11 protein-coding genes are annotated in these 12,160 nt (G+C 68.2%); 5 read left to right on the top strand and 6 right to left on the bottom strand.

Going from position 1 to position 12,160, the window contains the following annotated elements; genetic code table 11:
* The first annotated feature begins 89 nt into the window (after positions 1 to 89).
* Entirely contained in the window at positions 90 to 1,046 is a 957-nt protein-coding gene (locus AC1DNE_RS09500; RefSeq protein WP_441468694.1) for an amidohydrolase family protein, read from the top strand.
* A gap of 13 nt (positions 1,047 to 1,059) precedes the next feature.
* Here the strand turns inward: AC1DNE_RS09500 and AC1DNE_RS09495 are convergent, their stop codons facing one another.
* Both AC1DNE_RS09495 and AC1DNE_RS09490 read right to left on the bottom strand, forming a co-directional pair.
* The gene (locus AC1DNE_RS09495; RefSeq protein WP_476764942.1) at positions 1,060 to 2,466 is read right to left on the bottom strand and encodes an amidase; all 1,407 of its coding nucleotides are present in this window, start codon (positions 2,464 to 2,466) and stop codon (positions 1,060 to 1,062) included.
* A gap of 108 nt (positions 2,467 to 2,574) precedes the next feature.
* On the bottom strand, positions 2,575 to 3,804 hold the full coding sequence (locus tag AC1DNE_RS09490) for a M20 family metallo-hydrolase (RefSeq protein ID WP_476764941.1): 1,230 nt from the start codon (positions 3,802 to 3,804) through the stop codon (positions 2,575 to 2,577).
* 158 nt (positions 3,805 to 3,962) lie between these two features.
* Between AC1DNE_RS09490 and AC1DNE_RS09485 the strand changes: the two genes are divergently transcribed.
* From AC1DNE_RS09485 to AC1DNE_RS09475, 3 genes are all read left to right on the top strand, one after another.
* Positions 3,963 to 5,369, top strand: a complete 1,407-nt coding sequence (locus tag AC1DNE_RS09485; RefSeq protein WP_476764940.1) for an MATE family efflux transporter — start codon at positions 3,963 to 3,965, stop codon at positions 5,367 to 5,369.
* Positions 5,370 to 5,542: 173 nt separating this feature from the next.
* A complete protein-coding gene (locus AC1DNE_RS09480; RefSeq protein ID WP_476841017.1) occupies positions 5,543 to 6,304 on the top strand; it encodes a L,D-transpeptidase in 762 nt (253 codons plus the stop codon).
* Positions 6,305 to 6,407: 103 nt separating this feature from the next.
* Entirely contained in the window at positions 6,408 to 7,244 is an 837-nt protein-coding gene (locus AC1DNE_RS09475) for a DUF2076 domain-containing protein (protein ID WP_476764938.1), read from the top strand.
* 206 nt (positions 7,245 to 7,450) lie between these two features.
* Here the strand turns inward: AC1DNE_RS09475 and AC1DNE_RS09470 are convergent, their stop codons facing one another.
* Both AC1DNE_RS09470 and AC1DNE_RS09465 read right to left on the bottom strand, forming a co-directional pair.
* Complete coding sequence (locus tag AC1DNE_RS09470; RefSeq protein ID WP_441468700.1) at positions 7,451 to 8,254, bottom strand: L,D-transpeptidase; 804 nt, start codon at positions 8,252 to 8,254, stop codon at positions 7,451 to 7,453.
* 166 nt (positions 8,255 to 8,420) lie between these two features.
* The gene (locus AC1DNE_RS09465; RefSeq protein ID WP_441468701.1) at positions 8,421 to 9,851 is read right to left on the bottom strand and encodes a lipopolysaccharide biosynthesis protein; all 1,431 of its coding nucleotides are present in this window, start codon (positions 9,849 to 9,851) and stop codon (positions 8,421 to 8,423) included.
* Positions 9,852 to 10,137: 286 nt separating this feature from the next.
* On the opposite strand from AC1DNE_RS09465, the gene AC1DNE_RS09460 reads away from it, so the two are divergent.
* Positions 10,138 to 10,980, top strand: coding sequence for a DMT family transporter (locus AC1DNE_RS09460; RefSeq protein ID WP_441468702.1), 843 nt, complete (start codon positions 10,138 to 10,140; stop codon positions 10,978 to 10,980).
* On the opposite strand, the gene AC1DNE_RS09455 is transcribed toward AC1DNE_RS09460, so the two are convergent.
* Together AC1DNE_RS09455 and AC1DNE_RS09450 are read right to left on the bottom strand one after the other, a co-directional pair.
* On the bottom strand, positions 10,967 to 11,449 hold the full coding sequence (locus tag AC1DNE_RS09455; RefSeq protein ID WP_441468703.1) for a PaaI family thioesterase: 483 nt from the start codon (positions 11,447 to 11,449) through the stop codon (positions 10,967 to 10,969). The two genes, AC1DNE_RS09460 and AC1DNE_RS09455, sit on opposite strands and share 14 nt — an antisense overlap.
* A 79-nt stretch (positions 11,450 to 11,528) precedes the next feature.
* On the bottom strand, positions 11,529 to 11,996 hold the full coding sequence (locus AC1DNE_RS09450; protein WP_441468704.1) for a MarR family winged helix-turn-helix transcriptional regulator: 468 nt from the start codon (positions 11,994 to 11,996) through the stop codon (positions 11,529 to 11,531).
* Between the last annotated feature and the right edge of the window lie 164 nt (positions 11,997 to 12,160).

Here is a 12,160-nt window from a genome sequence, read left to right as displayed (position 1 = left end):
CGTCGCCGGATCATTCGACCACAGCGCGGCTTGATCTCCAGCGGCTCAAGCGTTCACATCACCGCAGCGCCAATGATCGCGATGAAGCCATGCGTTGCTCGCCGCTCGCCGCCCTGGTCTCGACACTCTGCCTGCTCGTCCAGCTTTCCGCTGTCCTCGCGCAGACCGGGCCGCTGAGCAGCGGTTCGCGGGCTCCCGCGGAGACTGTCGACCCGCCCGGAGCGGCCGCCGAGGCCGTGCCGTTCATCGATGCCCATGTGCATCTGAACGACGAGGCGATGCAGCTCGCACTGATGGAGCGTTTCGGGGCGACGCGCGCAGTCGTCTTTTGGGGCCGGGATAGCGACAACGAGACGATCGCGGCGGCAGCACAGCGGAATCCGGATCGCTTCATCCCCTTTGCCTCGATTTCGCCCGAGCGCAGGGCGTACCGGAAAAGCTGGGACGGGCAGGATCCGGCTGTGCTGGCGGCCCTGGATCAGCTCCTATCGACAGGGCGGTTCAAGGGAATCGGCGAGATCTCCGCCGCTCATTTTCCCTCGCCCGGGTTCCCCGAGGCCGATTACGATCCGACGGGCGCGATCATGCGCGGCGTTCTCGAGCTGGCCCGCAAATATGGCCTGCCCGTCATGGTCCATGTCGAGATCACCCGGATAAGGGAGCTCTCGCTCCTGCTGGAGGCCTATCCGGACGTAGCCGTCATTTGGGCGCATGGGGGCTATACACCGGTCTTCCTGGCCCGCCGCATGCTCGAGCGCCACCCCAATCTCCATTACGAGCTCAGCGCCCGGACCTGGCCCCGGCACCCGCGCGCACCGGACTACACGATCCTGCGCGATGGCAAGGCCGTCTGGCCTGAATGGCTCGAACTCATCGAGGCGAAGCCCGAACGCTTCCTGATCGGCACCGATGCCAGCCAACGCTCACTGGGCAGCGACGCGATGAAGTTCGCGAGCGTTCAGTCTTTCCTGCAACAGTTGCCCCCCGCCACCCGGGAACGGGTGGCGAGCCGCAACCTGCTCAGGCTGGTCGAACCGGCGCGCTGACGGCCGACGACCTCTACACGCGCGGCGCATCGACGCGCGCGAACGGCCTGGCCAGCTCAAAGGCGGCGGCGGCCCGCAGAACGAGCGCGTCCTTGCCGAACGCTCCGACGATCTGGAGCCCCGCCGGCAGCCCCGCCGCAGTCAGGCCGCAGGGCACCGACACGGCCGGCTGCTCAGTGATGTTGAAGGGGTAGGTGAAGGGCGTCCAGCGCGTCCAGTCCTCGCCATAGGCGCCATGCTCCGGGGTATTGCGCCCCACCGCGAAGGCCGGCAGAGGCAGCGTCGGCGTCAGCAACAGGTCGTAACGCGCATGGAACTGCGCCATGCGATAGGCCAGCGCATTGCGCTGGTTCAGCAGCGCATCGACATAGGTTGAGGCCGGGATGCGCTCCCCCAGCTCGGCGACCGCGACCAGGCCGGGGTCCATTCGGGAACGCGCGGCCGCATCGACACTACGCAACGCCAGCGCCGCGCCGGACGCCCAGATCGTCATCAGGGTCTCGATCGGATCGGCGAAGCCGGGGTCGACCTCCTCGACCGTTGCGCCGAGCTCGGCGAAGACTTGCGCCGCGGCAGCAGTCAGCGCAGCGATTTCCGGGTCGACGGCAACGTCCTGCCCAAGGCGCGGCGACCAGGCCACGCGCAGGCCCCGGACTCCGCCCTTCAGCCCATCGACATAGTCAGGCGGACGATCCGTGAGCGCCGTCATGTCGCGCGCGTCGGGCTGGCCGATCACCTTCATCGCCAACGCCGTGTCGGTGACGGTGCGGGTCAGCGGGCCGAGATGGGCGAGGAAGCCCATGGTCGAGATCGGCCAGGCCGGAACGCGCCCGTAGCTCGGCTTCAAGCCCACGACACCGGTGAAGGCGGCGGGAATGCGCACGGAGCCGGCCCCGTCCGTGCCGAGATGAATGCAGCCGAGATTGAGCGCGGCGCAGACCGCCGCACCGGAAGAGGAGCCACCCGGCCCCGTGCCGGTGTTCCAGGGGTTGCGGGTGATACCGGAGAGCGGGGAGTCGCCGACGCCCTTCCAGCCATATTCCGGCATGGTGGTCTTGCCGAGGAACACCGTGCCGGCTTCTCGCAGCCGCGCCGTGGCGGGAGAATCCTCCGCGAAGGGCGCATCGGAAGCGACCGCCGAGCCGCGCCGCATCGGCCAGCCGGCGACGCCGAGATTGTCCTTGATGGTGACGGGCACGCCGTCGAGCGGGCCGATCGCCTCGCCCTTCAGCCAGCGCGCCTGCGAGGCCTCCGCCATCGCCAGCGCGATCGCCTCATCGCGGACGACGAAGGCATTGACCTCGGGCTCGAAGCGCTCGATGCGCGCCAGCGCATCCTTCGCGACATCGACCGGGGAGAGTTCCTTGCTGGCGTAGAGCGGCCCGAGTTCGGCAGCGGAAAGCGAGGCGATCGTCGTCATCGAAGGTCCTTTTGCAGCCTCATCGAAAATTTGAGCCCTCATCCCGAGGAGCCGCGCCAGCGGCGTCTCGAACCTCCTCGGGATGAGGGCTCATTTGTTCAAGCGCTTTCAGGCGTTGGCGACGCGCCAGGCAGTGCTGAGCAGGATGTTCGCGCCGGCGGCCATGTCGTCGTCGGTGCTGAATTCGGCCGGGTTGTGCGACAGCCCGCCGATCGAGGGGATGAACACCATCGCCGTCGGACAGAGCCGCGCCATCATCTGCGCGTCATGCCCGGCGCCCGAGATCATCCGCCGGATCGGCAGCCCGAACTCGCCGGCGCTGCGCTCGACCTCGGCGATCAGTTCCTCGGCGAAGGGCGTCGCCGGGAAGCGCGCGAGGTCACGGAAGGAGATCTCGATGTCGTCCCGCGCGGCAAGCTCGGCGCAGAAGCGGCGCACCGCCTCCTCCGCCTGGGCAAGCGGCGCATCGAGCGGGTTGCGCAAGTCGAGCGTCATCACCACCGTCTCGGGCACGACATTGACGTTGCCGGGCTGCACGCGGATGACGCCGGAATTCGCGAGCTGGTGCGGGATCGTCTTGGTCAGCTCGTTGGCGAAGATGTTGATGCGCGCGGCGGCAAGGCCCGGGTCCTTGCGGTAGGCCATTGGCGTCGTGCCGGCGTGGCTCGGGCGGCCCTTGAGGGTCAGCTCCAGCCAGCAGATCGCCTGGATGCCAGTGACGGCGCCGAGGCCGCCGCCCTCGCTCTCGAGCACCGGCCCCTGCTCGATATGGAGCTCGAGATAGGCGTGCGCGGGCAGGAATCCCGGTCGCTCCGCACCTTCGTAGCCGATGCGCTTCAGCTCGGCGCCAAGGCCGACGCCCTCGGAATCGACTTCCCTGTGGGCCGCCTCGACGCTCATGCCGCCGGCCCAGACATAGGAGCCGAGCATGTCCGGGTGGAAGCGCGCTCCCTCCTCGTTGGTGAAGGCGATCACGGCCATATCGCGCCTGGGGGTCAGCCCCGCGTCGCGCAGCGCCGCCAGAACCTCGACGCCCGCGACGACGCCGAGCGCCCCGTCGAAGCGCCCGCCGGTGCCGACCGTGTCGATATGCGAGCCCATGACGACGGCGGGACCGTCCTGCTGGCCCTTGAGGATGCCGACGATGTTGCCGATCGCATCGACGCGGACATCGAGGCCGAGCGCCTCCATCTGGCTGACCAGCCAGTCGCGGCCCTGCCGGTCCTCATCGGTGAGGGCGAGCCGGCGGCAACCCCCTTCCGGCGTCGCACCGATCTTCGAGAGCTCCGCCAGACGCGCGGCCAGCCTCGCGCCGTCGATCCTCAGATTGGTGCTCATTCGTCCAGGCCCTCCGGCAATCCGCAAGGCAAGATGCAGACCGCGGCGGGACTTGTCGACCCGCGTCCAGTGCATCGGCTCCGGGCGTCGTCAGTCGCGGCTGTGGCTGTTTCAACGCTTCAATCGGCGGTAGAAGCGGCGCCCCGAGAAAGCGCCTCATGACGACTGCCGACACAGCCAAACCGCATCATCCCTGGCTCACCGAGGCGCGCGCCATGCTCGCCCTGAGCTGGCCGATGGTGCTGACCAATGTCGCGCAGACAGCGATGATGGCGACCGACGTCATCATGATGGGCCATCTGGGCCCGGAGGCGCTGGCGGCCGGCGCGCTCGGCACCAACCTCTACAATGCCGCCCTGATCTTCGGCATCGGCGCGATGGGCGCCGTCGCGCCGATGCTCGCGATCGAGCTCGGCCGCAACAGGCATGCGGTGCGCGATCTGCGCCGCACCGTCCGGCAGGGCTTCTGGGCCGCCGCCACCATGGTGGGGCCGATGTGGCTCTTCCTCTGGCAGGCCGAGTTCATCCTCACGGCGATGGGCCAGGACCCCGCCTTGTCGAGCGCGGCCGCATCCTACATCCATACGCTGCAATGGGGCCTGCTGCCCTTCTTCCTCTATCTGTGCCTGCGCGGCTTCGTCGCCGCGCTACAGCGGCCGCGCTGGGCGTTCATCGTCGTGCTCGGCGCCGTCACCTTCAACGCCTTCGCCAACTGGTGCCTGATGTTCGGGCGGCTCGGCTTCCCGGCGCTCGGCCTGCCAGGCTCGGGGATGGCGACCGCGCTGTCCTCGGCCCTGATGTTCCTGGGCCTCGCGCTCGTCGTCTCGCTCGACCGGCGCTTCCGGCGCTATCACGTGCTCGGCCGCTTCTGGGTGCCGGACTGGCCGCGCTACCGCGCCTTCTGGCGAATGGGCTTCCCGATCGCTCTGACGCTCGCCTTCGAATCGCTCATCTTCTACGGCGCCGCCTTCATGATGGGGCTGCTCGGAGCGACCGCGCTTGCGGCCCACGCCATCGCGATCCAGATCGCCTCGCTCGCCTTCATGGTGCCGCTCGGCATCGGCCAGGCCGGGACCGTCCGGGTCGGCCGCGCCTTCGGATCCGGCGACAAGGAGGGCATCAGGCGGGCCGGCACGGTGGCGCTCGTCCTGGCGCTGAGCTTCATGAGCTTTACCGCGCTTCTGATGGCAACCGTGCCCCACTGGCTGATCGCACCCTTCCTCGACCGCTCGAAACCCGGCGCGGAAGCGGTCGCCCAGATCGCGATGGTCTTCCTGTTCTATGCGGCGGTCTTCCAGATCGCCGATGGCGCGCAGGTCGTCGGCTCGTCGATCCTGCGCGGGCTTGGCGACACGCGCCTGCCGATGATCCTTGCCGGCATCGGCTACTGGGGCATCGGCCTGCCGCTTTCCGCAGCTCTCGGTTTCGTGACCCCGCTCGCCGGACGCGGCATCTGGATCGGCCTTGCCATCGGGCTGACGGCAGTCGCCGTGATGATGCTCTCGCGCTGGTGGGCCCGCGAGCGGTTGGGACTGCTCAAATGGGGGCTGCGGGAGGCGGCCTAGCCGGCTCGACGAGCTGTGGCCGATCGGCAACAGAGTTGTACGGCCACAATTTGGCCACCTCCTGTTCACCCCACGGCCATGTCGGGCACCTTGAACGGAGGCCTGCAACGGCGCATGGAACCGCGGCGCCGTCCCACCGTTGACCTCCGCCCGCAACTCCGAGTTTTCCGTCGATGTCTCCCGCCCGCCCGTCCGCCTMTCCCCTTGCCCGTCCGACACGCCGCGCCTTCGCTGCGCTGACGCCGTTGTTCCTTGCCGCCTGCGTGGGCCAGCGCCAGCAACCCTACGAGGTTGCCCCGCATGGGCGGCAGATCAGCCCGGAATACCTGTCGATGTATGGCGAGCGGCCGGATGAGCAGCACCCGCTGCCGGCCACGGACCTCACCGAGGTCGAGCCGCAGTTCCTGCGCCGCATCGTCTCCTACCCGACCCGCGAGCAGCCCGGCACCATCGTCGTCGATACCGACAACCGCTTCCTCTATCTCGTCCAGGAGAACGGCAAGGCGATCCGCTACGGCATCGGTGTCGGCAAGCAAGGCATGTCCTGGCGCGGCCGCGCGACGGTCGCCCGCAAGGCGCAGTGGCCGCGCTGGACGCCCACCCCAGCGATGATCGCCCGCGAGCCGGAGCGGAACCGCCCCTGGGCTGCCGGCATGGCCGGCGGCCTCGAGAACCCGCTGGGTGCGCGCGCGCTCTATCTCTACCAGGGCAACCGGGACACGATGTACCGCATCCACGGCACCTCCGAGCCGTGGTCGATCGGCAAGTCCGTCTCCTCGGGCTGCATCCGCCTGTTCAACCAGGACATCATCGACCTCTACAGCCGCGTGCCGACCGGCACGGCGGTCGTGGTGCTCAACCGCGGCACGCTGCAGCCGGGCTCCGAAGTCGACGAGATGCCGCCGCCGGACGACGATTTCGGCGGCAGCATCTGACCCGCCGCGGCAGCTTGCCGCGGCTATGGCCTTGATACTGTCACAGGCCGGGCCCACCTCTTCAACGCGGCGCAACGATGCCGCGTAACGAGAGGAGATGACGATGACGCCGCAAGAACGCGACGTGATCGCCGGGATTTTCGACCGTCTCAAGCAGGCGGCCAACCAGCCCCGCGACCCCGAGGCTGAGAATTTCATCGCAGAGCGCCTGCGCGAGCAGCCCTATGCGCCCTATGCCATGGCCCAGGCGGTCTATGTACAGGAGCAGGCGCTCGGGAATCTGAACCAGCAGGTCGAAAGCCTGCTGGCGAAGCTGCGCGACGCCGAGAAGCGGGCGAGCGAGGCCACAGCCCAACCGGCTGCCGGCGGTTTCCTGTCCGGCATATTCGGCGGCGGCAGCGTGCCGCGCACAGGGTCGGTGCCCTCCGTGACGCCGCGTGCTGATACAGCCGCCCCTTCGGGTGCCTGGAACACGCAGCCGCAGGGCCAGCCCACGCAAGCCGGCCCGATGCAAGCTGCTCCGGCGCAGGCCGCGGCGCCCATGCAGCCCGGCCCGTGGAGCAACCAGCCGCAGCAGGCGCCCGGCCGCGGCGGCGGTTTCATGGCGAGCGCACTGAGCACGGCGGCGGGTGTCGCCGGCGGCGTCGTCCTCGGCAATGTCCTTGCCAACGCCTTCAGCGGCGCAGGCGGTGCCAGCAAGGCTGCAACCCCGGCGGCAGCGGCCGACACGAACGCCAATGCCGGCGCCAACACGCAGCAGGCGGCTTATGATCAGGGCACCGCGGATCAGGCGGCCTATGATCGCGGCTCGTCCGACCAGTCGGCGCAGGATCGCTCGGATTACGGCCAGGGCTATGACGGCGAGGCCAAATACGATCAGGCGAGCAACGACGACGACGATCCCGGCATCGATTCCGGCGACGACGACAGCTGGGTCTGAAACGACCATCAAAACGACGAAGCCCGCCTGGGAAGGCGGGCTTGTCTATTGGGCGATGGGGTTCACGGCGGCCAAAGCCGCGAATGTCTCATTGGGTCGCTGACGGGGACTAGTCGACGTCAGGATACGATCCGACCATTCACCGCTGTCTGTCCTGCCGGATCTCTGGTTTCTCTTTTTCTTGCGAGCGGCCTGCTCCGCGCGGTTCAGATCACCAGCACCTTGGCGCCGACGCGCACCCGCTCGTAGAGATCCTGGACGTCGTCATTGGTCATGCGGATGCAGCCCGAGGAAACCGCCTGGCCGATGGTGTTCGGTTCGTTCGTGCCGTGGATGCGGTAGAGCGACGAGCCGAGATACATGGCGCGCGCACCCATCGGGTTCTCCGGGCCGCCAGCCATGAAGCGCGGCAGGTCCGGCCGGCGCTTGAGCATTTCCGCCGGAGGCGTCCAGCTCGGCCATTCCGCCTTACGGGTGATCGTCTTCATCCCGGCCCAGGAGAAGCCGGGACGGCCGACGCCGATGCCGTAGCGCATGGCCCGGCCGCCCGGCTGCACCAGAAAGAGGAAGCGCTGGGGCGTGTCGATGATGATCGTGCCGGGCTTGTGCGGGCCGTCATAGGCGACTTCCTGCTTGCGGAAGCGCGGATCGACGATCTGCTGGATGCCCTGCTGCGGCTCGATCGGCTGGCCGAGCGCCGCCATGCGGCGGCCGGCCTGCGGCTGGCGCGCCGCCTCGAACGGATCGGCTTCGTAGCCGGGCGCCGACCTCACGGTCTGGCCATAGGCATAGCCACCCGGACGGTTGTAGACGGCGCCGCCGCGGCCATTGGGTGACGGATCGCGGCCCGTCATCAGCATCTCGATGAAGCCGCCGCCGTAATTCGCGCGGCCATGCGCCGCCGCCATCGGATCGCGGGGCGCGGCATAGCCATAGCCCTGCGCCATGGCTCCGCTCGCGGTCAAGGTACCGGCTGCGATCAGCAGCGGAAGGACAATCGTTCGACGCATAACGCAACACTCTCGACAGCGACTGCCGGAAGAGTGCGGAGCGGCTTGAAATGAATGGTGAATCGCGGACTTCCAGCGCGCAGATCACGCCAAAACCCAGCCAATTCGCGGAATTAACCTTAGCGGGGCATCAACCCACAGGGTGAAGGAAGCGTTGCCGGCCTGGCTAGCGCCTTAACCCTTTGCGAGCGACCCAACGCAGCTTCAGGCCGCTGCGCCAGCGGCCGACATCGCAGGCGAGGATCACCGCCGCATAAGCCAGGGCGCCGAGGACGATCTGGAGCGGCAGCTCCGCCGGAGCCGGCAGACGGTCCTGCAGCGGCCAGACCACCAGAACCATGACGGCGGCGGCGAGGACGACACAACTGAGATCGCGCAGCGGCGGCCAGGACGGCAACATGCGCAAGGCCACGACACCCGTCACCGCAAAGGCCGTCACGAAGGCTGCGCTTTGCGCGACGGCGATCGTTTCCGACGCGAATGCCCCTGGCAGCGCGAAGATGATGGCAAGGTTGACAACCAGGCCCGCCAGAGCCGCAAAGGTGGCGACGAGGGTACGCCTGGCCAGCAGGAAGACCGGGTAGATCGCCGCCTGGAACAGTGCGATCGCGGCGAAGCCGGGCAGCAGCACGGCCATATAGCTGGCGAAATGGCCCCTGAAGCTCGCCGGCACGAAGAGGCGTTCGAAGGCCGGCAGTGTCAGCCAGAAGCCCAGCGCGACGGGCAGCACGAGGGCTAGCACCGTCACCATGTTGCGCGCGATGCGCTTCTGTGCGGCGAGGCGGCCTCGCGCCTCATCGAGGCGGATGACCTCGCGCAGCAGCAATATCTCCAGCATCGAGGCCAGCACCGGAAAGAGCCTGAGGCCGATATCGGAGGCAAGCGAGAAATAGCCGGCCTCCGCGAAGCCGAAGCGGTCCGCCAGAATGGCGCGATTGAGCAGCGGGATCAGTGAATAGACGGCGTTGCCGGCCACCAGCGGCAGCGCATAGCGGGCGAAGCTGCGGGCAAGATCGGCGCGCGCGGCGGCAAGGCCCGACCCCGCATCCGCCAGCCTGCCGCGCACAGCGAGCACCGAGACGACGGTGCTGGCCAGCCCGCCGAGCAGGACGATGGCCGGATCGCGCAGCCACCATGCAGCCCCGACCATCAACGCGAGGGCAATGCCACTCCTGACGAGGACGAGCCGGGCATAGGCGGCGTCGAGGAAGCGCGAGCGGGCGACCGCCCCGTGATAGTCGAACCAGCCGGCGCCGACGCCGCCGGCGACGGCCACCGCGAGCAGCGTCATCGGCAGCCCCGTATCGATGCCGGCGAGCAGCGCCGCCGTCAGGAGCGCGCAAAGGGAAAGGCCAATACCAGCGAAGAGCAGATTGAGCGTCGCGCGGATGCCGGGATCGCGCTCCCGGCTTTGCGCCGAATAGAAGCGGACGACCGAGAGCTTCAGCCAGTCGAGCAGCGCCGTGTTGACCAACACGACGATCGCGGCACCGATGGCAAAGAGCCCGAACGCCTCGGGCCCCAGGAACAGGGCGATGAGCAGCCCGAGGACGAAGTTCAGCCCGGCATTGACAATGAAGGGCAGAAGAACGGTCATCGCCTCTCGGTCATCTCGTCGTGAGCCTGACGCCTTTGCGGCACCTCGTGCGATTCGCAGCCAGGTCGCAAGCCCGGCTCTGCAAGGCGTGCCGCTGCCGATGCGATTGTCCCACGCCGGGAGCGGCCGGCATGGCAATGTCTCGGCAATCGACCCCTGCAATGACAGCATTGGGGGCCTGTGCGCCCCTCCCCTAGGCGCGCTCCGGGATCGGCCTTAGACGAGGTCCCGGCCCGTGCTCTCCATGGGCGCCCCTCCCGGACAGCCATGGACGCGGCCTGACAGCATGAATCGGTCGATTGCTCTGCGCGCCGCGCTCGGCATCGCCCTGCTCACCGCCATGGATGCGGTGATCAAGGGCCAGATGCAGCACCACCCCTTCATCGTGGCGCTGTTCATGCGCTTCCTGATGGGCGGCCTCTGCGCGCTCGCCGTTCTCGCGCTCGCCCGCCCGGCCCGCCCGACGCGAGACAGCATCATCGGCAATGTCGCGCGCGTCCCGCTCGTCGTGATGACGGCAGGCAGCTTTTTCTATTCGGTCTCCGTGCTGCCGCTCGCCGAAGCGCTGACATTGTCCTTCCTGGCGCCGGTCTTCGTCGCGGTTCTCGGCGGCCTGCTGCTGAAGGAGACGATCGACCGGCGCGTGCTGCAGGCGCTCGCCTTCGGCCTTGCCGGCATGCTGGTCATGGTTTGGCCGCGGCTGCAGGGGCATGTCAGCGGCGCCAGCCTCGGCGTCGCCGCCGCGCTGTTCTCAGCGGTCAGCTACGCCTTCAACCTGATCCTGCTGCGACGCATCGCGGTCAGAGAGCATCCCACCGTCATCGTCGCCTTCCAGAATGTCGGGCCGGCGCTGTGCCTAGCCGTCCCGGCGGCCCTCGCCTTCGTGCCGATGACGCTGGCGGATCTGGCGATCTATCTCTTCGCGGGAGCGCTTGGCGTCGCGGGTCATCTCACGCTCACCTCGGCCTATGCCATGGCGGCCGCGTCCCGGCTGGCGGCAATCGAGTACACCGCTCTGATCTGGGCCAGCCTGCTCGGCTTCTTCCTCTTCGGTGAGATGCCGCTCTATACGACCTATCTCGGTGCGCTGCTGATCGTGGCCGGCGCCGGGGCGGTCAGCCGGCGCTAGGCTTGGCGGGAAACACCAGGCAGGTTTCGGTGCCGTGCGCGAGCAGCTTGCCACGTTCGTCGCGCAGATTGCCTTCCGTCGTGATGACGGAGCCGCCGCGATGGATCAGCTTGCCTTCGCAGCGCACCGTGCCCGAGTCCGGCATGACCGGCCGGACATAGTTCAGCTTCATCTCGAGCGTGGTGTAGCCCTCGCCCGGCTTGAGCGTTGAATGGGCGGCGCAGGCCATGGCGGAGTCGAGGATCGTGGCGGTCCAGCCGCCATGAATCGTGCCGAGCGGATTGAAGAAGCGGGGTGACGGGCGCCCGACGAAGACGACGCGCCCTTCATCCGCCTCCACCAGATCGAAATCCATGGTCCCGGCGAAAGGCGGAGCCGGGTGAGCGCCGTCGATGATGCCCCGCAGGAAGCTCAAGCCGTCGCCCGCGACCAGCACCTCGCGGGACACCACTCCAAACGTCCGATCCATGGCGCCCTCTCAAATCGTGTATCTGCACGTTAGAGAGAGGACGGCTGGCTCGTCAACCGGAGTTGATTGGACACCGCGTTCACAGAACGTCCCGCGCCGCGCGGCGCAGCGCCCTCAGCCCGTCGCGGGTCTCGCGCCAGCGCTCCTCGCCGAAGCCGCCTTCGATCCTGTCCTGCGCCGCCCGCCAGTACGGAATGGCGGCCTCGATCGCAGCCCTGCCCTTCTGCGTCACCGCATAGACCGCGGCTCGGCCCCGGCACTCGACCGGCTCGACCATGCCCTCAGCAGCGAGAAGCTGGAGATTGCGGGTCAGCGAAGTTCGCTCCAGCGCGAAACGCTCGGCCAGCTCGGTGATCGACTTCCATTGCCCGGTGCTCAGCGCCGAAAGCAGGACAAACTGGGTGATCTTGAGGCCGCTCGGCCGCATCGCCTCGTCATAGGCACGGGTGACGGCCCGGGCCGTCATCCGGACGTGTAGCGCCACGCAGGAACGCGCGATGTCGTCGAGGCGCGGATCGGGCGCGGGCGGGGGCGCGAGTGTCGTCATTCAGCCATCTTAGCGTGTTCTAGCGCGTGCGGCAGCCGAAAGGCTAAGGGCTGCGATGCCGCACCCGGCGGCGTTCACTTTGTTGTCGCAGGCTTCCTTGACTCTCCGGGACCCCGAGCCTATCTCCCGGCCATCTGTTAGCACTCTCCTTCGTTGACTGCTAA

The organism is Allobosea sp. 05L423 (genome assembly GCF_056397745.1).
The sequence above is the reverse complement of the archived record's forward strand: the minus strand, read 5'-3'. Positions and strand labels throughout refer to the sequence as shown.